Annotated in this window: 27 protein-coding genes and 5 pseudogenes; 22 read left to right on the top strand and 10 right to left on the bottom strand. The window is 35.3% G+C overall.

Annotation, left to right across the window (positions count from 1 at the left end; translation table 11 throughout):
- Window position 1 precedes the first annotated feature (1 nt).
- The 9 genes from NG55_RS21025 to NG55_RS12620 all read left to right on the top strand — a co-directional run bounded on the left by NG55_RS21025 (window position 2) and on the right by NG55_RS12620 (window position 6,278).
- On the top strand, window positions 2–151 hold the full coding sequence (locus NG55_RS21025) for a hypothetical protein (RefSeq protein ID WP_171257972.1): 150 nt from the start codon (window positions 2–4) through the stop codon (window positions 149–151).
- A 52-nt stretch (window positions 152–203) separates the two neighbouring features.
- Window positions 204–698: a hypothetical protein gene (locus tag NG55_RS12655; RefSeq protein ID WP_065343456.1), complete on the top strand. Its 495-nt coding sequence runs from the start codon at window positions 204–206 to the stop codon at window positions 696–698.
- A gap of 11 nt (window positions 699–709) precedes the next feature.
- The gene (locus tag NG55_RS12650; protein WP_228704184.1) at window positions 710–1,336 is read left to right on the top strand and encodes a hypothetical protein; all 627 of its coding nucleotides are present in this window, start codon (window positions 710–712) and stop codon (window positions 1,334–1,336) included.
- Window positions 1,337–1,402: 66 nt separating this feature from the next.
- A complete protein-coding gene (locus NG55_RS12645; protein WP_065343454.1) occupies window positions 1,403–1,735 on the top strand; it encodes a hypothetical protein in 333 nt (110 codons plus the stop codon).
- Window positions 1,736–1,842: 107 nt separating this feature from the next.
- Window positions 1,843–2,133 carry a hypothetical protein gene (locus NG55_RS12640; protein ID WP_065343453.1) on the top strand — a complete coding sequence of 97 codons (291 nt, stop codon included), beginning with the start codon at window positions 1,843–1,845 and terminating at the stop codon, window positions 2,131–2,133.
- A 27-nt stretch (window positions 2,134–2,160) separates the two neighbouring features.
- Window positions 2,161–3,210: a DUF932 domain-containing protein gene (locus tag NG55_RS12635; protein WP_065343452.1), complete on the top strand. Its 1,050-nt coding sequence runs from the start codon at window positions 2,161–2,163 to the stop codon at window positions 3,208–3,210.
- 160 nt (window positions 3,211–3,370) lie between these two features.
- On the top strand, window positions 3,371–4,498 hold the full coding sequence (locus NG55_RS12630; protein ID WP_065343451.1) for a YqaJ viral recombinase family nuclease: 1,128 nt from the start codon (window positions 3,371–3,373) through the stop codon (window positions 4,496–4,498).
- Between the two features lie 142 nt (window positions 4,499–4,640).
- Window positions 4,641–5,537 carry a recombination directionality factor gene (locus tag NG55_RS12625; protein ID WP_065343486.1) on the top strand — a complete coding sequence of 299 codons (897 nt, stop codon included), beginning with the start codon at window positions 4,641–4,643 and terminating at the stop codon, window positions 5,535–5,537.
- Between the two features lie 246 nt (window positions 5,538–5,783).
- Window positions 5,784–6,278 (top strand): CC0125/CC1285 family lipoprotein, encoded by a 495-nt coding sequence (locus NG55_RS12620; RefSeq protein ID WP_065343450.1) that lies wholly within the window; start codon window positions 5,784–5,786, stop codon window positions 6,276–6,278.
- Between the two features lie 97 nt (window positions 6,279–6,375).
- Here the strand turns inward: NG55_RS12620 and NG55_RS12615 are convergent, their stop codons facing one another.
- Together NG55_RS12615 and NG55_RS21300 are read right to left on the bottom strand one after the other, a co-directional pair.
- Window positions 6,376–6,969 carry a hypothetical protein gene (locus tag NG55_RS12615; RefSeq protein ID WP_065343449.1) on the bottom strand — a complete coding sequence of 198 codons (594 nt, stop codon included), beginning with the start codon at window positions 6,967–6,969 and terminating at the stop codon, window positions 6,376–6,378.
- Window positions 6,970–7,349: 380 nt separating this feature from the next.
- Window positions 7,350–7,553 (bottom strand): annotated as a pseudogene (locus NG55_RS21300) (IS3 family transposase); the annotation flags it as partial.
- A gap of 296 nt (window positions 7,554–7,849) precedes the next feature.
- On the opposite strand from NG55_RS21300, the gene NG55_RS21465 reads away from it, so the two are divergent.
- Genes NG55_RS21465 through NG55_RS21460 form a run of 3 tightly spaced genes read left to right on the top strand, consistent with a single transcriptional unit; the run spans window position 7,850 to window position 8,920 of the window.
- Window positions 7,850–8,062 (top strand): alpha/beta fold hydrolase, encoded by a 213-nt coding sequence (locus NG55_RS21465; RefSeq protein ID WP_081409003.1) that lies wholly within the window; start codon window positions 7,850–7,852, stop codon window positions 8,060–8,062.
- Complete coding sequence (locus NG55_RS20640; RefSeq protein ID WP_081409002.1) at window positions 8,050–8,589, top strand: alpha/beta fold hydrolase; 540 nt, start codon at window positions 8,050–8,052, stop codon at window positions 8,587–8,589. The genes NG55_RS21465 and NG55_RS20640 overlap by 13 nt, the downstream gene beginning before the upstream one ends.
- Window positions 8,567–8,920 (top strand): metal-dependent hydrolase, encoded by a 354-nt coding sequence (locus NG55_RS21460; RefSeq protein ID WP_081409001.1) that lies wholly within the window; start codon window positions 8,567–8,569, stop codon window positions 8,918–8,920. Before NG55_RS20640 ends, NG55_RS21460 begins: the two co-directional genes overlap by 23 nt.
- On the opposite strand, the pseudogene NG55_RS12605 reads toward NG55_RS21460, so the two are convergent.
- Both NG55_RS12605 and NG55_RS12600 read right to left on the bottom strand, forming a co-directional pair.
- A pseudogene (locus tag NG55_RS12605) lies at window positions 8,907–9,326 on the bottom strand (ATP-binding cassette domain-containing protein); the annotation flags it as partial. The gene NG55_RS21460 and the pseudogene NG55_RS12605 sit on opposite strands and share 14 nt — an antisense overlap.
- An 18-nt stretch (window positions 9,327–9,344) precedes the next feature.
- The gene (locus NG55_RS12600) at window positions 9,345–10,217 is read right to left on the bottom strand and encodes a LysR family transcriptional regulator (RefSeq protein ID WP_065343447.1); all 873 of its coding nucleotides are present in this window, start codon (window positions 10,215–10,217) and stop codon (window positions 9,345–9,347) included.
- 138 nt (window positions 10,218–10,355) lie between these two features.
- On the opposite strand from NG55_RS12600, the gene NG55_RS12595 reads away from it, so the two are divergent.
- The 3 genes from NG55_RS12595 to NG55_RS12585 are packed head-to-tail and all read left to right on the top strand — an operon-like array spanning window position 10,356 to window position 12,779.
- On the top strand, window positions 10,356–11,420 hold the full coding sequence (locus tag NG55_RS12595) for an alkene reductase (protein WP_065343446.1): 1,065 nt from the start codon (window positions 10,356–10,358) through the stop codon (window positions 11,418–11,420).
- Window positions 11,421–11,449: 29 nt separating this feature from the next.
- Window positions 11,450–12,178, top strand: a complete 729-nt coding sequence (locus NG55_RS12590; RefSeq protein WP_065343445.1) for a pirin family protein — start codon at window positions 11,450–11,452, stop codon at window positions 12,176–12,178.
- 13 nt (window positions 12,179–12,191) lie between these two features.
- Entirely contained in the window at window positions 12,192–12,779 is a 588-nt protein-coding gene (locus NG55_RS12585) for an isochorismatase family protein (protein ID WP_065343444.1), read from the top strand.
- A 48-nt stretch (window positions 12,780–12,827) separates the two neighbouring features.
- On the opposite strand, the pseudogene NG55_RS20875 reads toward NG55_RS12585, so the two are convergent.
- The 3 genes and pseudogenes from NG55_RS20875 to NG55_RS20630 all read right to left on the bottom strand — a co-directional run.
- A pseudogene (locus NG55_RS20875) lies at window positions 12,828–12,976 on the bottom strand (IS3 family transposase); the annotation flags it as partial.
- A 127-nt stretch (window positions 12,977–13,103) separates the two neighbouring features.
- Window positions 13,104–13,856, bottom strand: coding sequence for a hypothetical protein (locus NG55_RS12580; protein ID WP_065343443.1), 753 nt, complete (start codon window positions 13,854–13,856; stop codon window positions 13,104–13,106).
- 8 nt (window positions 13,857–13,864) lie between these two features.
- Window positions 13,865–14,041, bottom strand: coding sequence for a Mov34/MPN/PAD-1 family protein (locus NG55_RS20630; protein ID WP_081409005.1), 177 nt, complete (start codon window positions 14,039–14,041; stop codon window positions 13,865–13,867).
- A gap of 135 nt (window positions 14,042–14,176) precedes the next feature.
- Between NG55_RS20630 and NG55_RS12575 the strand changes: the two are divergent.
- Window positions 14,177–14,409, top strand: a pseudogene (locus NG55_RS12575) (helix-turn-helix transcriptional regulator).
- Window positions 14,410–14,507: 98 nt separating this feature from the next.
- Here the strand turns inward: NG55_RS12575 and NG55_RS12570 are convergent.
- The 3 genes and pseudogenes from NG55_RS12570 to NG55_RS21295 all read right to left on the bottom strand — a co-directional run.
- The gene (locus NG55_RS12570; RefSeq protein ID WP_065343442.1) at window positions 14,508–16,568 is read right to left on the bottom strand and encodes a UvrD-helicase domain-containing protein; all 2,061 of its coding nucleotides are present in this window, start codon (window positions 16,566–16,568) and stop codon (window positions 14,508–14,510) included.
- Window positions 16,552–18,372 (bottom strand): ATP-dependent nuclease, encoded by a 1,821-nt coding sequence (locus tag NG55_RS12565; protein WP_065343441.1) that lies wholly within the window; start codon window positions 18,370–18,372, stop codon window positions 16,552–16,554. Before NG55_RS12565 ends, NG55_RS12570 begins: the two co-directional genes overlap by 17 nt.
- 226 nt (window positions 18,373–18,598) lie before the next feature.
- Window positions 18,599–18,744 (bottom strand): annotated as a pseudogene (locus NG55_RS21295) (integrase); the annotation flags it as partial.
- Window positions 18,745–18,871: 127 nt separating this feature from the next.
- Between NG55_RS21295 and NG55_RS21290 the strand changes: the two are divergent.
- From NG55_RS21290 to NG55_RS21020, 6 genes are all read left to right on the top strand, one after another.
- Entirely contained in the window at window positions 18,872–18,967 is a 96-nt protein-coding gene (locus NG55_RS21290; RefSeq protein ID WP_228704183.1) for a DUF1016 domain-containing protein, read from the top strand.
- A gap of 276 nt (window positions 18,968–19,243) precedes the next feature.
- Window positions 19,244–20,878, top strand: coding sequence for a hypothetical protein (locus NG55_RS12560; protein ID WP_065343440.1), 1,635 nt, complete (start codon window positions 19,244–19,246; stop codon window positions 20,876–20,878).
- A gap of 775 nt (window positions 20,879–21,653) precedes the next feature.
- Complete coding sequence (locus NG55_RS12555) at window positions 21,654–22,427, top strand: hypothetical protein (protein WP_065343439.1); 774 nt, start codon at window positions 21,654–21,656, stop codon at window positions 22,425–22,427.
- A complete protein-coding gene (locus NG55_RS12550) occupies window positions 22,427–25,036 on the top strand; it encodes a cupin-like domain-containing protein (RefSeq protein ID WP_065343438.1) in 2,610 nt (869 codons plus the stop codon). The genes NG55_RS12555 and NG55_RS12550 overlap by 1 nt, the downstream gene beginning before the upstream one ends.
- Before the next feature lie 435 nt (window positions 25,037–25,471).
- On the top strand, window positions 25,472–25,819 hold the full coding sequence (locus tag NG55_RS12545) for a hypothetical protein (protein WP_065343437.1): 348 nt from the start codon (window positions 25,472–25,474) through the stop codon (window positions 25,817–25,819).
- Between the two features lie 11 nt (window positions 25,820–25,830).
- Window positions 25,831–26,594 (top strand): hypothetical protein (locus NG55_RS21020; RefSeq protein WP_213029722.1); only part of this gene is annotated, 764 nt, incomplete at its 3' end.

Here is a 26,594-nt window from a genome sequence, read left to right as displayed (position 1 = left end):
TATGAAGAACGTTCTTATTACTTATTTGCTGATCATGGTGGGCTATTGGATCAAACTGATTTGGAGTTTTCCTGCGGGTTATTCCAAAGCCTATCTCTTAGGCCGAGCTTTTGTTTGGCCCTTTAGCTTTCTGGAGTGGCTGTTCTCATAGCCACATTGAGTCATTCCTCACCCAGTAAGAATAGAACAATGAATAGGTAAAAATGATGAAAAAATTAATTGCTACGGCAGTTTTCGCCTGCGGTTTGAGTGCCCTAAGCCATGCAGCACCTTCTTATGGATTAGGTTCAGCAGAAACCATGGCGCATTTAGTCAATGTACAGCAAGGCAGTGGTTATACAAGTGTTTGTACCTACCGCTCTGCAACACGCCATTATGGTGTACATGAAGTTCAAGCCTCAATGTCCAATGGTTGTGAACAACAGCTTGCCTATACCGCAACTTGGGAAGGAGGTGGTGTCTTAAGAGTATTCGGCACAAGTAACAATTTAATTGTTCGACGAGTCGGCTACCGAGCACCTGCCAAAGCTTCACAACCTGCACCAACCGCAAGCAAATATAAAAAGTTATGTGACAACCCGAATATGTCGAAAACATTTAACCAAAAAACGGGTGAGACCACAGACTGTCGAACAGGAGAGGTGACAATTGATCCTCAAATTAAGGCACTTAAAGAACAGGGCCTATGGCCGCATTAAGGGAAGGATAGATGATGCAAAAACTTCAAATATCCAAGCTGATGATGCTTGGGCTATGTATTGCGGTGATTGTTGTGGTCGCAGCTGTTTTATTTAATCAGCATCAACAACGTAAAACTGATATTGAGTTGGCACAACTTGCACTAGAACAATCCAAAGTCCAGAACCACACAACGGATATGGCTCAAGCTGCATCTGAACTAGTTGAGCATAGGCTTTCAGGTATTGAAGGCTTAACCGAAGATCCCGAGACCCAAACAGCGCATCTAGAAGTCAGTGCTGATGAAGTGGCAGGTGCCTTAGAAGCGGTACAAAACGCCAAAGCAACAACACAGGCTCAGGCGAAGAAGAAAGCCACATCAGGCATGATTGCTTATGCTGATTTGCCTCATGCCTTACAGGAGCAACTGCATTGGCTGAACCTAAAAATGATGGAGCAGTTTGCCGCTCATTTTAATACCCGTATTGGTGCCGTAGGTGCGGATGAGGGGAAAGCGTTCATCATTAATGAGCAGACTCCAGACATCATCTACGAAAATAACTTCTATTTAGACAATGGGACTTGCCGTAAAGCGGAAGCAGGCTTTAACCGACAAACAGGACAAGCGACAGCGATTGAATTCTACCCATGTTCTTAGTCTCAGACATCAACATGGTGCAATACTTTAAACCTTTCAATGATTTAAAAATATAGGCATATTGATATGAAAAAACTCAAAGTGATTTTAACTGCATGTGTTTTCTCAGCACTCTCAACAGCTGCAATGGCCAAGGCTGAACAGATTACCTTAAAGGCTAATGTACACTATGGCGAGGAAGCCGTGATCTTCCCAACGACTAAGGGTGAAGTGATCCTGAATAGTTATGCATTGCCAAGTCAAGTCGCCAAGCAACTAAAACTATTCAAGAAAGGCCAGTGCCTTGAAATTCAATCCAAGTATGGCTTCTATAAAGATACAGGGGATGGTGCCTATATCCAAAGTATCCGTCCCTGTAAAAAGAACAGTCAACCCACAGCAAGTAACGTAAAGCGTTAATAGCAATCAAGCACCAAAATTCTCCATACTACATAACCTTAAAAACCACGAGCCGATGCTCGTGGTTTTTTTATGCCTCAATTCTTCAATCTTTAAAGGAGCACGCCATGCCGCAATGTCCCTATTGCCATTCACCGCATGTGCAACTACTCAGGCAAAGCCAAAACAAACAAGCCCGAAGCAAGATTTCCTTTTCCTCCTGTTCACCGATGTCTCTAGCCACCGTGGGGATGCAAATCTCAAAACGACTTGGGATCAATCCCATCATTGGTGGCTTCATTGGATTGGCAGCAGGAGGAATGTTTCTGCTCTATATCCAGCAAGAAGACAACCTCATTACTTTGCATTACCAATGTGAGCAATGCTTAGACCACTTTGAAATTCAACAACCTGAATAAAATCAACCGACTTAAAAGGACAACATCATGGCCCATCAACTTGAACAAATGGCCTATATCGGACAAACCCCATGGCATGGCTTAGGCAATCAACTGAGTCAAAACCAACCTATCGAAGTGTGGGCACAGCAGGCGGGCATGGACTGGCGTATCGAATCCTCCAATGTCAGTTATATGGCACAAAACCATCGTGGGCAAAGTATTATCATGCCTTTTGAAGAACAGCGAGTGCTGTATCGCTCTGATACCCATGCACCACTATCGGTGGTCAGTCAACGCTACCAAGAAGTCCAACCCCTTGAAATTCTAGAATTCTATCGGGATCTGACCGAGCAATCAGGCTTTGAACTGGAAACAGCAGGGGTACTCAAAGGCGGTAAAAAGTTCTGGGCATTGGCGAAGACTGGACAGACCTCAGCCCTTAAAGGTAAGGATGTCAGCAATGGTTATATCCTCCTTGCTACAGCTTGTGATGGCACACTTGCAACCACGGCACAATTTACTTCTATTCGCGTGGTATGTAACAACACTTTAGCTATTGCTTTAAAAGGCCAACAAAGCAGTGCAGGTGTAGTCAAAGTGCCTCACAGTACCAAGTTCGATGCCGAGAAAGTCAAACAACAACTGGGGATTTCAGTACGTGCATGGGATGAACACATGTATGAAATGAAACAACTCAGTCAACGTAAAGTCACACAGCAGGAAGCCGCAGCCTACTTTGATGCAGTATTTAACAATACCAGTCTCAGTATGGCTGAACAGGACGAAAGTATCATTCAGTTCTATCGAAATGTAGCCATGCCGAATCAAATAAGCTCAACGCGATCAGACAATAAAACTGAACCCAATGGACGTGCCATGTCGAAAGTCATGACCATGTTTAACGGACATGGACGAGGGGCCGAACTGAGTTCAGCCAAAGACACGGCTTATGGATTACTCTGCGCCATAACAGAATTCACCGACCATGAACGTCGCGCCATGAGTACGGATCACCGACTCGATTCAGCATGGTTTGGGGCAGGGGCCGCGATTAAACAACGCGGTTTAGAACAAGCCCTTCGTATGGTGGCTTAACAGACTGAATGATTATTAAGTTTTATTTAAGAAAATAAGCCTATTTTAATCATCATGTACAGCTTAACCCGTATACCCCTTTCGCCACGTCCCCTCGATGTGGCTTTTTTTATGCCCAAAATTCAGCTTTTACGATTTTACTCATACAGGAATAGTTACAATGAATAGCAATACTCAAATTCAGAACACGATAAATCATCCACCCTTACAACCTTATGTACCAAACTTAAATCAGCCCACTCAACAGGTTGAGGTGGGAACTCGAACTAGACGAGACCGACTGAACAAACAGCCAAGAAAGACCAAAGCTCTGACAGCGAAAAGACTCGCCAACACCAAGCAAATGAACTACCAGCAATGGCTAGAGGTCAGAAAACAAGGCATTGGTAGTAGTGATGCCGCTACCGCATGTGGACTCAATCCCCATATGTCGATGCTGGAATTATGGATGATTAAAACAGGTCGAATGCAACAAAACATCGAAGATGAAAGTGCAGGTTATGCACCGTTGTACTGGGGCAAACAGTTAGAACCTTTGGTTGCGCAATACTACAGCATGCACACCAATAATAAGGTGCGTCGAGTCAATGCAGTCTTACAACATCCTGATGAAGACAAGCACTTTATGTTGGCAAACCTTGATTATGCGGTAGTCGGTAGTGATGAAGTGCAGATTCTCGAATGTAAAACGGTCGGGGAATATGGCTCAAAGCTTTGGCGAAATGGTGTACCGCTTTACATCCTCTGCCAAGTTCAGCATCAACTGGCTGTTACAGGCAAACAGGCAGCGCATATTTGTGCCTTGATCTGTGGACATGAAACTAAAATTTATAAGGTCACACGAAATGAAACCGTGATCCAGCACATTATTAATGCAGAACGTCACTTCTGGCAATGCGTGGAATCAGGTATTCCACCCAGCGTTGATGCTTCGGATTCAGCAGCCAAAGCTTTGCAAGAGCTTTATCCTGAGCAAATTCCATTAACAGTAGAAGACCTGACTCAAAATGAACAAGCTAACTACCTATTTAACCAGTTACTTGAGGAGCGGCATAAAGTTGAGCAACACCAACAATATTTTGATGAGCTAAAACATCAATTGCAAATGATGATGAAAGACGCTGAACGGGCTGTATTTACTAGTGGCTCAGTGACGTGGAAGAAATCTCAAGACTCTATTAGTCTCAATAGTAAAGCCTTACTTAAACAGTATCCTGAATATCTACAGCAATTCCCACAAACTAAATCAGGAACACGACGCTTTCAGATTTATCCAAATGGTGGATAAAACATACTTACAACATCCAGAATCCATTTCAACCACCCAAACAGCAACTGATCCCATACCTGTTTTGGTATGGGATTTTTTATGCTCAAAATTTATTAACTTCAAATTCAAATACGACTTCAACCTTATAGAGGAAAACACAATGATTAAAGGTCTAGCTATCACACCACCCGTATTGGGCCGTATCAGTATTGGTAAAATTGTAGAAAAGAATGGTAAAAGACAGCCTGAACGTGATGACCAATTCACCATTACCAGCCAAATCCAAAACAAAGAAGGATGGGTGAAACATCCCCTCGATGAACAACTGCGGGCTAAAGCACAAAACCAAAAGCTCAGAACCATACCAGTACGGATGATTTTCAATGATCCAGAACTGAATCTACGTGCAGAATACAGCCTATTTGACCGACAAACAGGACGATTAATCTGCTCAGGTAATGGCGAAACTTGCCAACGACTTAGTCAAAATGGGATTGAACAACATCCGTGTCCATCCCCTGATTTATGTCCATTGGCACAGGGCGGATTATGTAAGCCTAATGGCAGACTATACGTCAATTTAGGTGAATCGGATGAATTTGGCTCATTCATCTTTAGAACCACAGGCTTTAATAGTATCCGTACTTTGGCAGCTCGACTGCGTTATTACCAAGCAGCTTCAGGTAATTTACTGTCATGTTTGCCATTGCAATTGACCTTAAGGGGGAAGAGCACTACCCAAAGCTACCGTACCCCGATTTACTACGTGGATTTATCCTTACGTGATGGCACAAACCTGAAAGATGCGATTACCTCAGCCAAGCAAATTGATGAACAAAGCAAGGCAGCAGGATTTTATCAGGAGGGATTAGATCATGTGGCACGACAGGGTTATAACAATGCCTGTTTTGAGATAAATGGCGAAGAGGGTTTGGATATTGTAGAGGAGTTTTACAATGATGAATTAAAGCCAGAGCAACATCAGCAGACTCATGACCTAACCAATGTTCAGGATATTCAGCAAGGTTTGCAGCAGAGTGTGAAGTCTGTAAATTAAGAACGGACGTTCTATATTCGGTTGAGAGAATAAAATTTAGAATTGATAGCGAAGTTTACAGCATAGACAGAACTGTATTGTTTTTGTGATTGAATATTTATTTTGGTTTTAAGTATGTGATAAAAAGCACACTTAGCGATACATTTCTCCAATGGAATATCAATGTCGTAATCCCATGTCCTTCCCCAAGGGTTTGGGATTTTTTTTAATTTAAGTAATTAACTTTTATATTTATTGGGTATTTGCATGAAAAAAATTTTATTTGTGGGACTATGTGTTTTAGGAATACAAGGATGCACGACTCCGTATCAAAATATGGGAGCGTCAGGGGGAGTTGAAAGTACAATTATTGATGATAATGTATTTCAAGTGAAAGCATCTGTGAATGGTTATACTCAGAAGTCGGTAGCAACACAATATGCAATTAGAAAAGCTGCTGAAGTCTCAAAATCATTAGGATGTAACTATTATTCAGCAATTAATAATACTAGCCAGAGCTACGATCAAAATACATCAAAAACGAATACTGGTCTTATGACGGAAGATGGTGGTGTTTACTATACTTCAAGTGTAGGAACACGATATCGATTAGTAAAACCTTCAAGTCGAAATACTTATGTTTGTTTTAATGAGAAACCAAATACAGTGTTACCAGGATTAGTTTTTAATGTTAAATATGTTTTAAGCTCAGAATTGCCTAGTGGTAGTGGGAAGTTTAAAGTACCGAATAGTTGGCGCTAATATTTTTATATTTTAATTAAGTAAACTCTTGTAGATAAAAATCCTACCCTCCCTTGTTTTAATATACTAAAAAAAGGGGTGTAGGATTTTTTTTCAATTAACCGTTAATCAGTGCGTCTAATCGTCCTATCCATAAGCTTTGTTCTCTGTCACTGGAAACAGCGAATCTTATTTCAGGTATTTGGGGATCAGCAGTACGTACAGTAATATATCTAGCAACGGTTAAAGATTTAGAGCCAGCATAAGCACCTTCACTATTTCTATATTGGGTTTCATGAACATCTGAGCCTGAATACCATTGTCTAACATCATCAAAATTACAAATATACACAATTGGTTTCGGGTCTAAGGTAAAAATAAGTTTTCTATTTTTCTGATCGACCAATAATCCAGTTGTAGAAAAATCAATGTTAAACCCATGTTTTTTTATTTCGGCTTCTTTTTGTTGATGTAGCTTCTTTATATCTAACATCAGCATGGTTCTAAAGAGAAGGTATACGGAATAAGGAACTGTACACAAGGCACTTACGCCTAAAAAGGCAAGAAAAAACGTACCAAAAAATCCTCCTCCATCTCGAGTAAAAGTTACAATTAATGCAATTACTAAGATGACAAGAAAAAAATTTTTCCAATGAGAGCCTTGTGACTTAAATTTACCTATATTCTGGAGTTCTTTAATTTCTACAGTCATGTTTGTCTTCATTCTCAGATAAAAAATTTGGAATCAGTTAGAAAGCTAAAGAATCTAACTGCAATAATTAACTTAATTTTTGTGAGTTTATTATTTAAAACTGGAATTAAAAAATCAACTCAATTTTTAAATTATTAAAATACGAATTTAGTAAAATGAATAGTTGCATAACTTATTCAAGTAGTTGTTAGACAGAAATATAAGGTTGAATAGTTCCAAAGGTTTTGGTGAAATTAAAAAAGTAGGTCTTTTCGATTAATCAATTGTAATGCCATCCGTTCTGCAAAACTTCTTTCAATTAGATTCGTTATGAAGAACATATGCTCATATATTTTTTTGTGTGTTTTGCGTTATCTTGCATCGGCAAGATGGCTTTACTACTTCTTTGCTATAGCTTCCTGAATGATTTCAGCTTCAAGTTCTTTCAGATGAGCAATTAGAGATTAATCCATTCCTCCGAATTTTATACACCACTTATAGAAAGTAGCATTCCTCATACCATCTTCAGGGCAAAGGGGTGTACTTAATTCAGCTTACTTCTAGATGAGCATGATTTGGCTGCCTGTAAATCTAGATGCTTTCATGCAGAATCTACTGATTATTCTTTAAGAGAAAACTCTATTTTTTACATCCATTTTTCAGAGAGATTATACTTGGCATAAAAAGTCAAACGATATGAAAAGTGTCAAGACAGCTCCAAGCTGCATCATTATCATCACTATCAAAGCTAAAGATAATCATATCTGATCGTTATTAAGAGTGTAGTGTCATGATGGGATAGAAACGTATCACTGAATATAAAAACGAAGGATTAATTTTTAATGTCAAAGATCAAGGTCCTTTGGATGGAGAGGTGATTGTACTATTACATGGTTTTCCAATGACGAATATATGTTGGGAAAATATTGCATCAATACTTAATCAACAAGGTTATCGTACTATTGCACCTAATCAGCGTGGTTATACCAACACTGCATATCCAAAATCTATTTGGGCATATAGTATCACTAAACTCGTAGACGATATTTATATATTAGTCCAGTTAATTAATAAACCCAAAATATATTTGGCTGGACACGATTGGGGGCGCTAGTAGCATGGGGTTTTGCAGCTAAATACCCAGGTAGATTATATCATCTTATTACAGTCTCTGTACCCACAAGTGCTGCATTTGTTAAAGCATTATTTACTAGTGATCAATTGGCACGTGTTTATTACATGGGACTTTTTCAGATACCAAGATTTCCAGAATTATTTATAAAACATAAATATCCAGTATTTAAAAAAATGTTAATGGGTACTGGACTAAGTTCGGATGAGGTGGAATGGATTAATGATCAAGTACTAAAACCAGGATTTTTAACAGGCAGTTTAAATTGGTATCGTGCAATGCCATTTACCTCATCATTGGATTTAATTAAAAGAATACATGTACCTACAACATTTATCTGGGGCGAAAAAGATGCCTCTGTTAATAGATGTAGTGCTGAAAATGCAGTATTAAGTGTATCGGCAGAGTATCAATTTATACCATTGGCACAAGTAACACATTGGATTCCTTTACAACATCCTCAAGAGCTTGCTGAAATTATATTAGATGTTAGCCGCAAATATTCTTAAATACCTAAAGCTTATGAAAATTGTGAGTAAAAAAATGAATCAACATATCAAAAGTATTCAAGAGCCTCATTCAGTTTCTTCTTCTGATTGCGAAATTAAACTTCGAAATATCATATTGGATTGGTCAGATGTACCCTTGAGTTGGATATATAATGATCGATTTTCTAGTAATGCTATGAATGCTCTTAGTTATTTTTTGGTAGATGCTGAATTTTCGATGTGTCGATTATGTCATGAGTCCATACCTTATATTAAGGATGAAAAGTTAATAGATGATTTGAAAAATTTTGCTAAACAAGAAGTATTACATGCTCGTGCCCACCAATTTTAATTTCACCGTACTCAGGTGTTAAGTTACCTAATAGCAGATTCATAAGCGTGATTTTACCACAACCCGTAGGGCCAACAATTGCTACAGATTGTCCTTCTGGAATATTAAAGTTAATGCCATGAATGATCCAAGACTCATCTTCTGAATACCTGAATCTTAGAGATTTAACATCTATCTCTGTTTTTTGTAGTTCTGACGATTCAGATGCAAATAAATAGCTATCTGTTTTTTCTTGATCAGTAAGAACGATGTCCGCTAGACGCTCACCATGTAGGCTGAGCATCTTGACTTCAACATACTTATCAATATGGGAGCTGACTCGACCACTGAATTGATTTTTATAGGCAAGAAGGGCCATTAATATACCAACAGTAAACTCGCCTTTAATGACTAGAGTCGCGCCTAAACTCTCAAAACAACTTATTTAAGTTGATAACTTATTCCTTAAAAAATCAATAAAAATGCGAACTTTTGCTGGTAATAAACGTGTTTCTGTCAGAGCATAGACGGGCAAGACATCGCCTTGCCATTCTGAAAGAATGGGCAATAATGAACCATTATTTATATCATCTTGCACCACTTCATAAGGTGTAAATAAAATGCCTTGACCAAGAAGAGATAGCTTTCGTGTCATGCCTACATTATTCAGCATAAATCTAGCCCCAATCTTTACTTCAACTGTTTCTTGAGCTTGATATAGCTTCCAAAGTATATTGTTTGGAAAGCTCAAACACTCATGATGAATCAAATCATTCGGATGTTGGGGAATACCATGTTGTTCTAAGTATTTGGGCGATGCAAAAAGTTGTCCCCTGAATTGCATGAGTTTATGTGCAATTAGATTGGAATCAGGAGGATTGCCCATACGAATCGCTAGATCAATATTCTGGGCAACTAAATCAACTAATCTAGGCGTGAGATCAATTTCGAAATTAATATTTGGGTAAAGCGCAGCAAACTCTACCAAAAGTTCAGTTAAAAAGATCGTTCCAAAATCAACAGGCAATGATATTCGTAATGTTCCGCTTGGTTTAGAAAGCATCTCACCTAATTGTTCGTGAGCAAGCTTCGATTCTTCTACAATTCGTTTACAACGTTCAAAATAGATCTGCCCCGCTTCTGTTAATTCAACTTTTCGTGTAGTTCGATGCAGCAACCGTAAACCAATTGCTCCTTCCAAATGGCTAATTCGTCTTGAAAGCGTTGAACTAGGCATTTCTAAATTCTCTGCGGCCTTTCTAAAACTCATGACTTTACAGACTTCAACAAACAACGCCATGTCATTTAACATTTCCATTATTGTTCCATTTATGCATTAATCATTTTCATTTTAGCTTATTTATTCCTTTTTTAAATTAATTAATACTAATGAACATACAGTAATGATGAAATCAGATTTAAGCTTGATTGTAAAAATTCAGAGGAAAATTCTGACATGAACAAGATATTCAAACCTGCAAACTTTGGTCGCTACACCTTAAGTAATCACCTAGTGATGGCACCAATGACCCGGTCTCGCGCGCTCTTTGATGGTACTCCTGATGAGTTAGCCGCAGAATATTATTCTCAACGAGCAAGCATTGGCTTAATTATTACAGAAGGTGCCCAACCTTCAGATGATGGACAGGGCTATCTTGCTACACCTGGTATCTACACAGATGCGCATATTCTAGGTTGGAAAAAAACAATCGACGCTGTGCATGCAAAAGGGAGCCATATCTTTATCCAATTGATGCATGCAGGGCGTATGTCACATCCAGACAATACACCTCATCATCGTTTAGGGGTTGCGCCTTCAGCCATTGCACCAGGAACGGGTATGTTTACAGCCACTGGTATGCAAGATATTCCAACACCTAAAGCCTTAAGCATCGACGAAATTAAACAAACGATTCAGGACTTTAGACATGCAGCTAAATCTGCAATTGAGGCTGGCGCAGATGGTATTGAGATTCATGGTGCTAATGCGTACTTAGTTCAACAATTTTTTGCTCCAAGTGCCAATACACGTACCGATGAATATGGTGGTTCTATTGAAAACCGTGCTCGCTTTGCTATTGAAGTCGCTACAGCAATTGCAGAAGAGATTGGTGCAGATCGCACAGGTATTCGCCTGTCACCTGGAACAACTATATGGGGAATTGATGAAGGTGAAGAAGGTCCAGAGTTATATCGTTATCTAGTGAAAGAACTGAATAAATTAGGACTTGTTTATGTACATGTGATGCATCAAGGCAATGAAAAACTCTTAGCAGATATTCGTAATCTTTGGACGCAAACACTCATTCTTAATCGCCCTGGCCAACCACGAGAAAAAATTGGAAATGATCTTGAAAGTGGTTTAGCTGATTTAGAAGCCTATGGACAAATGATCTTAGCCAATCCCGATTTTGTAGATCGTTTAAAAATCAACGCTCCCATGAATGAAGCAGATCGTATGACGTTCTTTGGTGGAACAGAGAAAGGCTATATCGATTATCCAACATTTGCTCAAACATAAGCCAAGTCAATTGAAAGGAGGAGAAATCCATGTCTGAAATCTTATCACTTGAACGCATGAACATTGGTAGCCATTTTAGAGCGTATGGCTTAAGGGGAACGTACAACGCAACTAATCCATTTATTGGTGTTGATCATGCTTGGATGAGTGGACCGACTTTTCCTCCCCATCCACATCAAGGCTTTTCAGCAGTTTCATATTTATTCCTTGATTCAGAAACAGGAATGAATAATTGTGACTCAATTGGAACTAAAAACCTTATAAAACCAGGTGGTCTACATTGGACTACCGCTGGTCAAGGGATCGTACATGAAGAAGTTCCTGCTGAAACAGGAAAGACCGTACATTCCCTACAAATCTTTATTAACTTGCCATCGCACTTACGAGAAACAGCACCAAGCTATCTGATTCTTGAAGCTGAAGATGTCCCTACAGTACATCGAGAAGGGGTTAAAGTTCGTGTGCCTTTAGGTCATTTTGAAAATGTTCAATCACCACTGACCCCACCTACTGAAGTCACAATGTTGGACATTAGTTTTGAACCAAATGCAGAACTTATATTGACCTTAGCACCTGAACATTCTGGCTTTATCTTACCTGTCTATGGCGAAGTTTGTATAGATGATCAGACTTTTAAGCTTGATGATTTACAAATTCCTATTTTTAAAGCAAAAGAAGTAACTCAGTATATTTCTTTGAAAGCTCTCGAACGAGGAGCAAAACTCGTTTTCTTTAGTGCAAAACCATTATCAAATTAAATGAGGTGTTCAAATGACTTTTAAAAGATTTACAAGCGAAGACTCAGCATTATTGTTGATTGACCATCAAGTCGGAACTATGAGTTGGGTGAATTCGATCTCATTCGAAGAGATGAAACGCCATGCAATTATGTTGGCTAAAACAGCAAAAATTTTTAATATTCCAACGTTACTTACCTCAAGTATGGAAGAATATGCTCAGGGTCCTTTGATAGAGGAACTTAAAGAGATTTTCCCCGTTGAATTTGAGGCACGTATTAAACGTTTAGGTATAGTTAATGCCATGGATGATGAAAACTTTGCCAAAGCTGTCATAGCAACTGGTCGTAAACGTATTATCATTGCAGGTGTAACGAATGATGTCTGTACTGTTTATCCAGCACTAACTTTGATTGATCAAGGTTATGAAGTTCAAGTGGTGGCTGATGCAGGTGGTTCTCCAAGTAAAATGGCAGACGATATTGCTTTACAACGTATGTTAAAAGCAGGTGTTACATTAACAAGCACAAATCAATTAATCGCAGAATTGACTGGCAATTGGAGTACTCCAGAAGGTATGCAAATTGTGCAAGAAGTTATGATGCCAGCGTTGCAAGGTTAAGTTATAGGGTAATCCTCCTCAACTGTAATGTATGGTACGATAGTATCACTCGATATATACATTATGTTGAGGCTTGTAGGGCTGAATATAATCAATACGGATGTCATACCGAGGCAAGGATAGCCCTGCTTCAATTACAATCCTTCACAGCGATAGTCATCAATCACGTTCTGTAGCCGATAACTTCGCCCATTATTGCTGGTTTTAGGGTGATATGTTAATGAAGATCTTCGTACCTTAAAGGTAGGGCATGGAACCCTTTGATTTTCTAGGAATAGGGCAATGGAATTCATTGCTCTTTGAACAATAATTTTTAAATAGATATTATTTTTTAGACTTATTGTCTTCATATTCATTTATGGTTCGCTCTAAAACTTTTTTTGGAATTGCCGTGCTATAGCCTTCGGGTAAGTATGTTTTGATTTCTAAGCTATTGACTTTTATACCCGCACATTTGTAATGCCCACAAGCTAAATTATATACATGTAACTTTTCTTTACCCTCTTCTAGTGTACCAATTCCTGTTAAGAGCATTTGTTGAGATTTTTTTTCATTATCTATTATTTGTTGATAATATGCGATTTCTAAAGCTTTATGAAAATCATCTTTACCATGATTGTAATAGCTTAAATACAAAACAATTAATAATGTAAATAAAATTAGAAGAAGATATGATTTTGCTAAAAATTCAAGAACTTTTTCAACAAAGTCATTTCTTTTTTGGTGGAATTTTATATTGCAAGTTATTGAATAGTAAATATATCTTAGTTGTTCTTTTTTTCTTTCATTTGTTTCTGGTTTCCACCAGTACCAGATAAAAAAAGGATAAAATATTAAATAAAAAGCCTTTAGAAGTACTTTGGGAGCAAGTTCAATTATTCTATTTAGAGCTGCTAGAGTATTTGCCAATAATTCATTAGCACCTAAAAAGGTAACTTCATAATTGTTGAGTCCGAGAGAAAATACTTTAGATTCTGATATGTAAAATAGACCAAAATAATAAAAAAGCTGACACCCGTAACAGAGTGTAGGTATATAGATAATGAGAATGGATAATCGTTTTATAAAACTTAACATAGAGTCCTTTATACCTGCTGTAAGGTACTTATCTCTTTAAACAATTGTTTACCGATCCAGAAATTAGTTCGACCAACAATGATGAGTACTAGTTCCTCATTTGAAACTAAATTAGTTCTCCAACTATTTATATCTGTTGGTGAGGGGGAGGGAACATCTTCTGGGTGTGTGTGCCACTCTCCTATATAAAAAGGGTTACAGCAGTCAGTTCAAGCTTTGAACTAGATGAGCTTGGACTACATTGGACCCGTAAAATTTTACTGGACTGACCTATCATCTGAGCGAATACTCGCTCGCATCAATGATTAGGAGAAAACATCATGAATGCGTTTTTCACAGGTCAAACTTTTCAGATGAATCAAATAATTAATATACATCAAGTTGTATTATTTGTTGGTGTTAGCCCTTCAACAATATACGAAATGATGGATGAAAACTCGCCTTACTATGATCCAACATTTCCCAAACAGACAAATTTAACAGTCGGTCGTGTAGGATGGGGGCTGCTTGGGAAATCAATGTATGGATTGAGTCAAAGCTGGGAAATCGATAAATGATGGGAGCTTATGCTCCCTTATTTTTTTAGAAAATAAAATCTTAAGATACTCATGGCATTCATAGAACTCGAGAAAATTATAAAAATCAATTCTTTTAACAGGATATATCCTTAATTTCCCATATATCTCGATCTATTGTGCTAAGATGTTGCACAAACCTATCTTTGTGAATCGCTATACACAGTAGCTGAGTCGCTCGTGAAAACCCTACATATGCCATTTTTGTTGATTGTTTCGCTCTTTCTGTAGTTAGATTAAAGGAATTTCCTAAAAATTGATTTGCTAGTCTTTGCGACTCATAAGATTTAGCATTAGTGCCTTTTCCATCTTCATAATAATACGATTCTAAATATAGCGTTGCATCATGTGTTTGACCTTTAACAGAATGTACACTAGTAATTTCAATTTTTAGATCATTTTGTTCAATAATATTTGAAGCGGAGATATGATTTTGACTAGTCTGGTCAATGCCAGTTGTGTCATTATTGATAAAGTCACTGCACTTTGAAGAAAGTCTATGATTTTCTCTAAAATAAGAAATGAATACAGGAATATAATTTTTTAAGTCGTACAAAGCCTGATTATTTTCATTTCTAATTACTTTTAAACAGCATTGATAAACTTTTAAATTTAGAGTTGTATAATTTGGCTCTGAGGTTGCCTTTAAGTAGTTAATTAAGTTAGAAATGGTATAAAGACGATTTTCATTTGTCGAAATATTTTCAATTTTTAAAACTTTAAGTAGAGCGTAAAAAATATTTTTTCTAATCATAGATAGAGTGGTGTGTTTTTTATCATAGAAATGGAGGTAACTTTTTAAACACTTATAATCCTCTTTTGGTTTTTGCTCATTTTTTTTAAAAACTTGATGATAATCTTCTAATCTCAGTTTAGTAGGATTAGCTCGGCTTGCTTCATCATCTTTCCAATCAGTATTCCAACTTATGACTTTTATTTGTAAATGCTTGTCTTGACGAAAGTTAAGCTCACCAGAATCTTTATATTGTTGCACAAGTTGAGAGAAGTGTGAAATAACATTCTTAACAGATGAATCTGAAAATAATAAGATATGTGGTTTAAGTAGGCATTCATTCATGCCTTGAATATCCGTACAATGATCAGGATACAGAGCAAAATTTTTAACAATATTTGCAATAGGTCTACTTAAACGTTGACTATTAGAAAGATGAAGAACCTGATCTCTATCTTGCCAAATTGATTCTACTTTTACAGAATTATATATAGATTGATTTTTGTCTCCAATTCTTTGAAGAATTGATTGGCTATTCCCATCATCATAGAATATTTTTTCTATTAAACTATATTGATGAGTATCTATATCTTGCATTTCATCGATATATACAAAGCTAAATCTTTTTTGTAATAAAACTTTGAGTTTAATGTTGGAATTAAGGTAATAATCACCTAATTTGTATGCATAATCAAATGATGTAATTCCTTTATTAAGAACTTCAAAAATTGCCTTTTTAAGACCAATAAACTTTTTATTTGTAGTTGTTTTAAGGCTGAAGTCTGACTTAAAATTCTCAATTTTGTTTGTATTGAAATTAAAATAGAGATTTTTTACTTCATCATCAATATGCGATTGTATTAATTTTTTTCCTTCTGGTGTTTTTAAAATGTGCTGCTGTACTTTATTTTTATGCCTTATATAAAAGAGAGTTGTTGGTTTTTCATATGTTTCATCCCAAGCAATCTTTTTAAATTCTTGAAGAATTTCATCTTGGTACTTTTCTTGGTCCACCCAAATTAATTTTTTATTAAGATAATTTTGAAAAAAAAGTTTTGTAAGAAATTCATCTACGAAACTTTGTATAGTTCCAATAAAATTGGGATAACGAAAAAGTTTTGGACAGTACTGTTGAATTCTTTCTCTAATTTCATCCACTGCTGCATTGGTATGCGACAGAACTAAAATTCCTGAGCCATCATGCAAAGGGAGCTTAGTTTCTAAAATTAATAGTTTTGCCAAAAGAGCAGTTGTTTTTCCACTACCTGGAACAGCTTGTAAATCTATTGTAGATAAATTTCGGATAAAGTCACGTCGCTCATCATCAAAGATTTTACCGCTTGGTAGTAAGATACTTTCAGCATAACTAATATCTTCATCTGTGATTTCAAGTGCTTGTGACATATCGAATCGCCTCAATTAAATAATAAATGCTGTCTGTTGAATCTGTTTCATGAAGATTTAATGATTGATGAGAGAAATCTTTAGCGATTTCATCTAGATCATGTGAAATTTTGTAGGCAATTTCTGTTTTTTTAAGCCCTTGATTGAAAAGTTGTTTTGCTAGTTCTAATTCAAAATCATTATCGTCAGAAAAAATTAGAGGATGCGTAGACTTTGCATTTGATTGAAAAATTTCAGTTAACTTAGGTGATTTAAATAAACAATATTCAAGTGTCCACTGAGGAGCAGGAAAATATTTTAGATTACTAGATGATTTAGCTTTAATTTCAGCTATTTTTTCTAAGGTTTCTAGAGAATTGTCTTTTTTTACGTATCTTATAACGTCTTTTTGTTCAATTTTTTCAATAATTTTTTCATAGGTACGAATATCTGTATCTGTAATAACTACAACAGGGATCGTCATATATGGGGGGGTTTGTCTAAGGAAAATATTTGCATAATGTTGAAAACCAACCCCACCAATATTAACTACTGAAACCCCTTTTGCTGTTAAATCGATTCCAAAAGCTTTAGCAAAGCTTGGAATCAATATTTCTTCAGCCCATCCTTCAACAAGAATTACTCCCTTAGCGAAGAAAAGGTTTGCTTTTGTTGTATCAAGAAATTTTTCAAGATATATATAATTTTTTTCATCTAATTTTGTATAAGATTTTCCTAAAGGAAAAGCATTACCTTTATTGCAAAGAATTAAATTTTCCAGTTTGACTTTTGACGCTAAATTGGGGCTATGTGTTGAAAGAATTAATTGAATATTTGTTTGTCTTTGTAAAGCTTCAATGACTTGCATTTGGGCTTGAGGGTGTAAGTGGGCCTCTAACTCTTCAATTAATCCTAAACGTAATCCATGCCAATCTTCTTTATTTAGATGAAGCAACTCTGCTGCCATAAAAAGTCGATTTAAAGTGCCTAAACCTACATTTCTTTGTGATTCTAAAAAAAGAGAAAATTTTTCTAAAATACTTTTTAGTTCTGTTGAGGAAACATTAAATTCAGTAAAAATACCTTCGCTATAGAAATCTTTAATGTAACCATCAATTTTATCTTTAATTGCTTTTCCGTCATTGTATGTTTCAATTGTTTCACTACCATCTTTATTAAAAAATTTTATTTCTTCACCTTTAAAATATTTTTTCAAATTTCTATTAAGACCTTCAAACATATGAACGAGTTCATGGTTTTGATCTTTATTTTTGAAAGTAGGATCACCTAATAAAATTTGAGAAAGCCGAGAATTGCGTTTTGAAACCAACTCATTTTCAGCATCTCTTAAGGGTCTTAAATATGTTGTTTTGAGATACTCTTTAGCCTCTGCAGTTAACAAATAACCCTCTGAGTCAGCACCTGCTTTTATATCTGATGGATTAATTTTGTTATTATTACGCGTAACATCATAATTTAACTTTAAAAATGTTTGGGCATCAGCTCCCGTACCTTTCCATCCTAACCATTCTGTAAAATTTTTTGCTTCATCATCAGTTAAATCACAAAATTCAAGCTCAATCCTAAATCGTGTCGAACCATCAAAAAAGTCCTTATCTTCTACTTTGATGTAATCGTAACTATGAGTTTTTAAAACTAATTTAATGGCATCTATGATTGCAGTTTTTCCTGAATCATTTTCACCGATTAGCAGATTGAGACCTTTTGTAAAATTAAGGTCTAAATTAGGTTCAGCTAGATCAAAAGGATTTCCAACTTTACCGTATTTTCTGAAATTCCAAAGTTTTATGTTTGATAAGTACATAAGTTATGCTGTTTTAGGTAAGTAATTTCTATATCAATTATTTATATCATAAACTTATGATATAGATAATAAAATTATTATAAACTTCAGTGAATTTAGTTTTATTTATTATTTAGTTAAGATGTTCTTAATTTATTAAATAAGAGGTTTAATTTGTCGAGATATCGTTTGCTTATATACACCCCGTTAAATAGCTAATTTATCTAAGTCAGCTAGTATTAGTTGTCTATGAAAAAGTCTTTAATTCATCACAGTAATCTGCCCACCTTTGCATTATCTCTTCTCTAAATGCTTGGTATGGTTATATGAACGGCCATGCATGTCTTTCACTTGGTGTGCAAGTTGTTGCTCAATCAGTTCAATAGGAAATTCTCAAATTGTACCATTACAGTACCTCTACGTTACTACCAAGCAGAATCAGGTGATTTATTCGTAATCAGTATGAACTGGAATATAATGGAAAAAATATTTTATAGGCTTACTATTCATTGATCGTATTTTGCTAAGTCTCTTTGTAATTGAATTAAAGATAGGATATTTTAAGGCGAATTATGTTGGTAAAATGAATCTATATCTATCTTTTTTGATGGAGTAGAAAAAGATGAATACGAAAATCAGTTTATTGTCATAATTTTTTGTTCCTTTTAATATCCTTTAGATGTGGAACTTGCCTTGCTGGATGTGGTTTAGCCTCTCGGGGGAGAGGATAAGTATAAATTCCTACTATCTAAAAATAAACTGCAAACTTTTGTATCCAATGAATTAAAAAAATTGAGTTGATTGGTGATGAGCAAGGTGAAGGTGACGCTTAATAGATAGTTAGGTCCACTGAATAGCCTATTTAAGTAGCATATGGAGTTAACATAAAAGTATGTCTTATACACAAGATAGTAAAGAGAAGTCACGTCAGGAATTGTGGCGCCACGCAATATCAGCAGTTACTGTAGATAGAAAGTCCTCGCGAGTACTCAATTCAGAATATTTAGAGACACTTTGGAACTATGCATGGGATGATGTGCTGTCTAATGTTCTTCATGATATGTCAAAAGAACAACGCCATCGTATTGCAGAATATTTTGACAATTGGGCAGAATATTCTGAATCTTGCTATGGTCAGAAATCCCCCAAGGATCTTCGTGTAGCATATTTTTCTGGACCCGAGCCTGAAAATGATCTCCGTATCCTCCTTTCTCTCGGAGTTCGAATTGAAAACGTTTGGGCTTTTGAGGCAGACAAAAATATTTATAGCAAGGCTTTGGATAAAGCGCGGGAAAACTTTCCTTCTTTAAAGATATTTCCTGGTTCTTTGGGGGATTTCTTTAAAACAAATCATCTCACCTTTGACATCATTTATCTTGATTTCACAGGATCACTGGTTGCAAAGAATCTCAAAACACTGTCGGTTCTCCATGCTACTTTTGATGAGCAAGCACTTTCAGATTTAAGCGTATTAGTAGTAAACTCATGCGAGCCTGACGCTACACAAGATAATTGTGACTTTTTGTCAGCCTACTATTCTTTTCAACCAATGGTTGAATGCTCTGTTTATGGAGAGTTACCACAGCAAGAGCATAATAAGCTTGTTTCTTGGTTCAGCGAATCAGCATTGGCGCATGGATATGAGCCAGAACACTTATCACAAATGGTTTCCAAAAACATGCGTGGAGTTTACTCTGCATTCGCTACAAGTTACCCACTTTACTACTCAAATTTTATTAGCCCCACTCTAAGATTTTTAAGAAATTCCTCGCTACGGAAGCAATTGTTTAGCTCTGATCAAGCAACCCACAAAGAAGCGTTTGACCGAATGGGCGATGTTTCATCCTTATTGTCTGAGTTTATAACTGATTCAGAGTCAAATGATGACAATATAATCAGTGGGGATCGCATTTTTAATCCAGACAGCTTCCCGTTTTGGAACTTCATAGACTCATTGCAATCGATGGGAGGAGCTTTAGGGCAGTACTGGTTTAATGAGTTTTCTAAGCCCAAAGATGGAGCGTCAGTTCTTGATGCTGCTAAATTTAGGGAGTCACTAGCAGAAACTCTCTCAGGCTATGATGGTTTACTGTCAGATAATATTAAAAGGGAAATTAGGCGAGTTAATTCGGCAATTCCAGATGCTCGTGGTGGCTTGTTCTGTGACATTCCCATGGCGCACTTATGGCTAGAGTTAAGTTTGAACCAACTAGGTGCACCTTACCACTCTAATATAAATAATCAGCGGAGATGGACTTATAAGGCTAAGGTAAGACAAATGCATTTGGATGCATTTACCTTTGATCGATGTCGAAGTATGTATGACTACTTGCCGATGGTGGATATGTATGGAGACGTCCTTCGGGATCTTCTTCCTCAATTAATTATTCGTTGCTGCATTGACGCCATTGGAAAGCAGATTCGATGGCCACTTCCCAACCTTTATTATGGTTCAAATATAGCGTGCATTAATGAAGATATTAAAGGGGCAGACTTTGGCGAGTTGGAGGCTAGAGTTGAAATATAAACCTAACAAATGCTGCTCTCGGACAAATTTTCAGCTGTACTTCAAATTTGGCGCAGAGTGTAGCATTATCAGGTTATTCACAGTAATTGAGTTTAGAATGAACAAGGATTGAATTAGTGGAGTTTTGAAGTAGTAAAAATATTAGTAAAAAAATAAATTAAATTATTTTTAGTGTTGTTAATCAAACAGTTATTTTAAAAAAGCCCATGTTTTTACATGGGCTTTTTTATAAAATTCAAAATTTCCTATATGCAATCTGTTAAGGCAAATGGAAAGAGTGAAAAAGCAATTCATTTTTACCTATGCATAAAGAATTGATCAAATCATTTTTAAGCTTTAATTCTTTTTTGTCATCTACACTCAACTGATAGATTCTATTAAATTCTATAAAGATTCATGTATGGAAAAGACTTTCCACTATTGCAGATATTTTCCTTAAGTAAAAGTAATTCAGCTAACGTGAATCAATACTTAATGTTGAACAGTTTTGTCTATTAATTCTATGAAAGGCATTTTAGTAATCTAATAAATAAATTTAACGTACACTTAAGCTAAATATTTAGGGTGTAAAGGATAGTCGTAATTGGGGAGAGCTAAACTAAGAGTACAAAGTTAAACACTTAATTATTGAATAAAAATTAAAAAACGTGATTTAATTCACATTTATCTTTTTGTTTTCTATAAGAATTAAAAAATTATATATACAATTCTGTATGAAAAAAATACAGAATAATAGTAATATGCATATTACGAAAAGCTTAAAACAAACTTAAAAATGCATATTCATTTTACTATTGAAGACGATCAAAAAAATATCGGGGAAGGGCCAATTCAGGTTGGCTGGTTTTTAACAGAGGATAAAGCATCCATTCTATACGAACCGCCTTATCGGATGCGTTCGCAGTCACAGACCAAACATGCCAAGTCAGCAAGCCGTTGTCCTGCGGTATTACAGTTGGAAAGCCGCTATTTCGCGGTGAATTGCCCATTTGATTTTCACCTACGTTTTGCAAGTGATGCACAGGGCAAGCCGACTTTAGTTAATGTATTGGGCGATCAGTCACCTGTACGTGCCAATAAATTGCGAGAGTTGCTCACACTCGTTAATGAAAATGAATGGCGTATGCCTCAAGTCCCAATCTTACAACTAAAACTCCCATACTGCTTTATTGCAGATGAGGTGGTGTATCTAACCCAATTGGATGCATTTGGTCATTACCGTAAGCATCCATTGCCAGGAACAATCTTTGGCGGACGTTTTCCAATTCATATTTGGCCTAGACCATTGATGTGGGCATTTGAATGGCATGACACTTCTAAAGATTTAATTCTAAAACGTGGTGAACCATTATTTTACTGCCAGTTTGATGGTTATGACCCATCACGCACTATAAAAATACTTCAAGCTGAGAAAACGCCTGAACTTATGCAATATATGAATCAGATTTCAGGTGTGGTGAATTATGTCAATCAGACCTTTAGTTTGTTTAACGAACTGGAAAAAGTCCGACCTAAAAATTTATTATTTACAAGTAAGGAAGTGAATTGATGAATAGTTTTATTAAAAATACTATAGAAGATGATATGGTTAATAATACATTAAAAATTCTTGATTATAGCAAGGCTAACAAAAAATGGTTTGATGAGCGTGGATTTGTTGCTGGATATCATTCATTTACTTTAAATAATCAGTTTTTCAAAGGCCAGAGAAATATTGAAGAAAGAGTCTGTAATATTGATGAAAAGTACTACTTAGATAAGAATATTCTAGATATAGGCTGCTCTACAGGTGGGCTTTTATATCATTTGTCAAATAAAATTAATAAAGGTGTTGGTGTGGATTTTAATACAAAATGTATTAATGCTGCGAATTTAATTAAGAATAATTTTAATCTGGATAATCTATCTTTTTATACTTTTGACTTGGATAAAGAAAATCTTGATTTAATAAAAAGCTTTACTAATAGTATGAAAGTGGATCTATGCTTTTTTATGAATCTGTCCTTGTGGGTAAAGAAGTGGAAAGAGGCTTTTACATTTCTTGCTGATATAGCAGAAATAATGGTCTTTGAAGCTCATGGGAATCCATCACAACAGGAAGAACAACTAAGCTTTATAAAAAGTGTGTATAGAGAAGTTGAATTAGTTAATGAGCAGTCGTCTGATGATGAGTCATATCTAAAACGGAGTATGTACATCTGTAAAGATAGAATTACAGGTACTGAAACTAAAGAAGTACATCAGATATCATCGTATGATATAGAACCTATTGGTGAATTTTATAAGAAATTCTTTGGTACAGATTTTAATAAAATATATAAGTTTAATGGTACACATGAGTCACACGTTTTTGAAATAGATGGCTATATTTTAAAATTTCCTAGAGCAAAAGATTATAGTTATATAAATAAGGAAATTAAGCTTGCACAGCTCTTAAAAGATAGAGTTGGTATCAAAATCCCAGAAATATATATTTATGAAGCTGATAATTTATGTTTCTGTAGATATAAAAAAGTTGATGGCTATAATTTTAACTTAGCTCAGTATGAAAAATTAAGTGAAGAAATTAAAAATAAGCTGGCATTACAGCTTTCGAATTTTATGTATGAACTGCATAGAAGTACAAATGATGTTTCTGAAAAAATAAAAGAGAATTTACAGGGGTCTTGGTCTATAAATTTAGAGAAAATAGAACATGAGTTTAATAATAGTAATATTTTTGCAATAGATAGTTTATTAAAAGAAATTGTTAATAATCATAAAAATTTATCTGTCAGCCAAGAAAATCTTAGATTTGGTCATTTTGATCTTCATGGTTCGAACTTCTTGTTAGATAAAGAATACAGGAATCTTATAGGAGTCATTGATTTTGGTAATGCAAAGTATGGTGACATTCATCAGGATTTTTCTTCTATTGCATTAAGTTCAATAGATTTGATGGAACGAGTGATTATTAGTTACGAAAAAATCTCAAATCGAAAAGTTAATAAACTTTTAGTCTATCATTATGTCACTATTTTTTATTTAAATCTTTTGGCTGGTCTAAAAAGTAAAAATGCCAAAAATTATGATAGTTGGTTAAATAGATATCAAGAATGGTATATCTATTTAATTAAGAAAAAAGCAGAAGTAACGATTGGTACATATAAAACGAATTTACCAAAGAAATGGGTTAAATGGATAACCAAGGCTGAGTTAAAAAATATACCACATTTGCATATTTTTAAGGTCTTATACGACAATGGATATTCTAGTTTAGATGTTGCTACAACCCTGTTAGAGCTAAAAGATGATCCTTGTTTTGAGTTATTAAAAGAAACAGACTTTACTTTAAGAAAACGTGAATGGCTAATTGATACTGTTGATCAGTTAGCTCGGTTGAACCCTGCGTATAGTCAAACGATTGATAGAATTAGTACGCCCGATTTTCAATATTTCATGAATCATTATTATAGCCGCCATTTACCAGTAGTGCTGACCGATGCAATAGAACATTGGGAAGCATTGAAAAAATGGTCTCCTGAATACTTCTACAGTGTAGTAGGAGATACACAGGTTGAAGTTCAATATGGTCGTGAAAAGGATCCATTATTTGAAAGAAATGCTGGTAAACATAAAACCAAGATGTTGATGAAAGATTTTGTTGAAGAAATTTTATCAGTTGATTCTTCTAATAACCTTTATATGACTGCGAATAATACAAAACGTAGTTTTGATGGTATTGGAAAATTATTTAATGATATTGATATATTTGGACGAGACTATACGAATCCTGAAAGAATTCACGAGCAAAGCTATTTATGGCTAGGGCCGAAAGGAACATTTACTCCTTTGCATCATGATTTAACTAACAATCTATTAGTGCAAATATATGGTAGAAAGAAAGTAACATTGATTCCAGCCTTACAAGTACCAAACTTATATAATGATAAGGGTGTATTTAGTGAAATTTATAATCCTGATGATCTAGCTGAAAAGGAAAAATTTAAACTTTTAGAAAAAGCTTCAAAACTTGAATACATTCTTAATCCTGGCGAAAGTATATTTATACCCGTTGGTTGGTGGCACTATGTGGAAAGTTTAGATATTTCTATTAGTCTAACCTTAACAAATATAAATTCAGAAAATGGAATGTTTTCAAAGTTTTTTGTGAGATGAAAATTAATAATATATTTTTTATTAATTTGATGATTTTTATGGAGAGAATAGTATGCATAAGATTGCTTTCTTAGTTTTGTTTTTTTGATTTTTTATCTAATATATTTGTTTTTTTTATCTTAATGGTAAAATTTATGAGTCTTTGGTTGATGGTGATTAGGTTAAAAAATGTGGTTGTTTCTTAGGTATAAAAACTGTAAGTCCACATTGTTTTTCTAAAGATATTAATAATGTGGAGTATTGTTTTTTTGAACTGGAGGGTTGGGAGGTGCGGAAATTTAGATTCATTCCTAAAATTCATAAAAATATGGTTTTAAATTTAAAAGTTGGTAGTAGAGTTTGTTATTATTATTCTCTTAATTATAGGGGTGATTATGAAAACTATATTATTAGTAATATTGAATATTAATTTAATTTATAATTTTAGGTTTTTAAATGAAAAATTGTGTTTTTTTTATTTGTTTAGTTATATTGGTGCCTTTGTTTTTTTGGTACAGCAATTGGGCTCCAAAAAAATCTTTTGAGAATATTAAAGATTATGATTTGGAAAAAATGTGTGGAGTATTTTTGGGGTATTCTAAGAATCGTAAAAGAATGGATGATAATGAGTTTTTTAATTTAAAGACTGAAAGTGGGGTGGTTAAATTTAGATATATTAAAGAGGTGCATGGTGATTTGGAAGTTCTTAAGTTTCTAAAATTGAATACTAAGGTATGTTTTTACTATTCTAATAAAACAGCACTTAACTATTCATTAGTAAAAAAAATATTAATTCAGAATTAATGAGGTGAGAAATGTCAGGTAAAACTGCCCTGCAAAGTACAGATGCTTCAATTGCATTTGCAAGAGCTATAAAAGATCATAATGATATTATGTTGATAGAAAATCAAGGCATGCAAGCAAGTAATCATAACTATGCTTCATTACTTGGAAATAGTCTGGTTGGAATGGGGGAGACACTAGCTGCTTTGAATATGCCTAATACTGGCACAGGTCCTGGTACAGTTGTTAGTGTTGCTAATAATGCTATTCTTATTGGTAATAAATTAAGAAACAATCCTGATTACAAATTAACAATTCAAGAAAAAGCTTTAATAGCAGAAACAGCCTCATTAATTGCACAAAACACTCCTTTGAATAAAAATCCTTATGTTAAAACAGGTTTAAAATTGACAGAATGGGCTTCAATAGGTGTTCAGTATTTAATGCCAGATGGTACGACAAATACTTCTCCTAAATTACCTCCTTATTCTAACCCTGAATCTTATAAACTTTATAAAGATTTACAAGATGCAGAAAGAGAAAGGAGTATTCAACAACAAAATGAATGGGAAAGAAGAAAAACACCAGATGGAAGAGCAGAGGATTTTGAAAAAACTAATCCTGGCAGTGAAGTAACTGTTATTAAATTTCCCGATGGAAAAATTGCTTATAAAATTATACACCCTGATGGCAGTACTGAGTATTCAGATCATCTAGAACCAAAAGATACTAACGAGGAAAACACGCCGACACCAACCCCGACCCCGACGCCAACCCCGACGCCAACGCCGACACC

This window comes from Acinetobacter gyllenbergii (assembly GCF_001682515.1).
Taxonomy (GTDB): domain Bacteria; phylum Pseudomonadota; class Gammaproteobacteria; order Pseudomonadales; family Moraxellaceae; genus Acinetobacter; species Acinetobacter gyllenbergii.
The sequence above is the reverse complement of the archived record's forward strand: the minus strand, read 5'-3'. Positions and strand labels throughout refer to the sequence as shown.

Coding starts and splice junctions, on each gene's coding strand:
- NG55_RS21025 (WP_171257972.1), top strand. CDS start 2: ATGAAGAACGTTCTTATTACTTATTTGCTGATCATGGTGGGCTATTGG.
- NG55_RS12655 (WP_065343456.1), top strand. CDS start 204: ATGATGAAAAAATTAATTGCTACGGCAGTTTTCGCCTGCGGTTTGAGT.
- NG55_RS12650 (WP_228704184.1), top strand. CDS start 710: ATGATGCAAAAACTTCAAATATCCAAGCTGATGATGCTTGGGCTATGT.
- NG55_RS12645 (WP_065343454.1), top strand. CDS start 1,403: ATGAAAAAACTCAAAGTGATTTTAACTGCATGTGTTTTCTCAGCACTC.
- NG55_RS12640 (WP_065343453.1), top strand. CDS start 1,843: ATGCCGCAATGTCCCTATTGCCATTCACCGCATGTGCAACTACTCAGG.
- NG55_RS12635 (WP_065343452.1), top strand. CDS start 2,161: ATGGCCCATCAACTTGAACAAATGGCCTATATCGGACAAACCCCATGG.
- NG55_RS12630 (WP_065343451.1), top strand. CDS start 3,371: ATGAATAGCAATACTCAAATTCAGAACACGATAAATCATCCACCCTTA.
- NG55_RS12625 (WP_065343486.1), top strand. CDS start 4,641: ATGATTAAAGGTCTAGCTATCACACCACCCGTATTGGGCCGTATCAGT.
- NG55_RS12620 (WP_065343450.1), top strand. CDS start 5,784: ATGAAAAAAATTTTATTTGTGGGACTATGTGTTTTAGGAATACAAGGA.
- NG55_RS12615 (WP_065343449.1), bottom strand. CDS start 6,969: ATGACTGTAGAAATTAAAGAACTCCAGAATATAGGTAAATTTAAGTCA.
- NG55_RS21465 (WP_081409003.1), top strand. CDS start 7,850: ATGACGAATATATGTTGGGAAAATATTGCATCAATACTTAATCAACAA.
- NG55_RS21460 (WP_081409001.1), top strand. CDS start 8,567: ATGTTAGCCGCAAATATTCTTAAATACCTAAAGCTTATGAAAATTGTG.
- NG55_RS12600 (WP_065343447.1), bottom strand. CDS start 10,217: ATGGAAATGTTAAATGACATGGCGTTGTTTGTTGAAGTCTGTAAAGTC.
- NG55_RS12595 (WP_065343446.1), top strand. CDS start 10,356: ATGAACAAGATATTCAAACCTGCAAACTTTGGTCGCTACACCTTAAGT.
- NG55_RS12590 (WP_065343445.1), top strand. CDS start 11,450: ATGTCTGAAATCTTATCACTTGAACGCATGAACATTGGTAGCCATTTT.
- NG55_RS12585 (WP_065343444.1), top strand. CDS start 12,192: ATGACTTTTAAAAGATTTACAAGCGAAGACTCAGCATTATTGTTGATT.
- NG55_RS12580 (WP_065343443.1), bottom strand. CDS start 13,856: ATGTTAAGTTTTATAAAACGATTATCCATTCTCATTATCTATATACCT.
- NG55_RS12570 (WP_065343442.1), bottom strand. CDS start 16,568: ATGTCACAAGCACTTGAAATCACAGATGAAGATATTAGTTATGCTGAA.
- NG55_RS12565 (WP_065343441.1), bottom strand. CDS start 18,372: ATGTACTTATCAAACATAAAACTTTGGAATTTCAGAAAATACGGTAAA.
- NG55_RS12560 (WP_065343440.1), top strand. CDS start 19,244: ATGTCTTATACACAAGATAGTAAAGAGAAGTCACGTCAGGAATTGTGG.
- NG55_RS12555 (WP_065343439.1), top strand. CDS start 21,654: ATGCATATTCATTTTACTATTGAAGACGATCAAAAAAATATCGGGGAA.
- NG55_RS12550 (WP_065343438.1), top strand. CDS start 22,427: ATGAATAGTTTTATTAAAAATACTATAGAAGATGATATGGTTAATAAT.
- NG55_RS12545 (WP_065343437.1), top strand. CDS start 25,472: ATGAAAAATTGTGTTTTTTTTATTTGTTTAGTTATATTGGTGCCTTTG.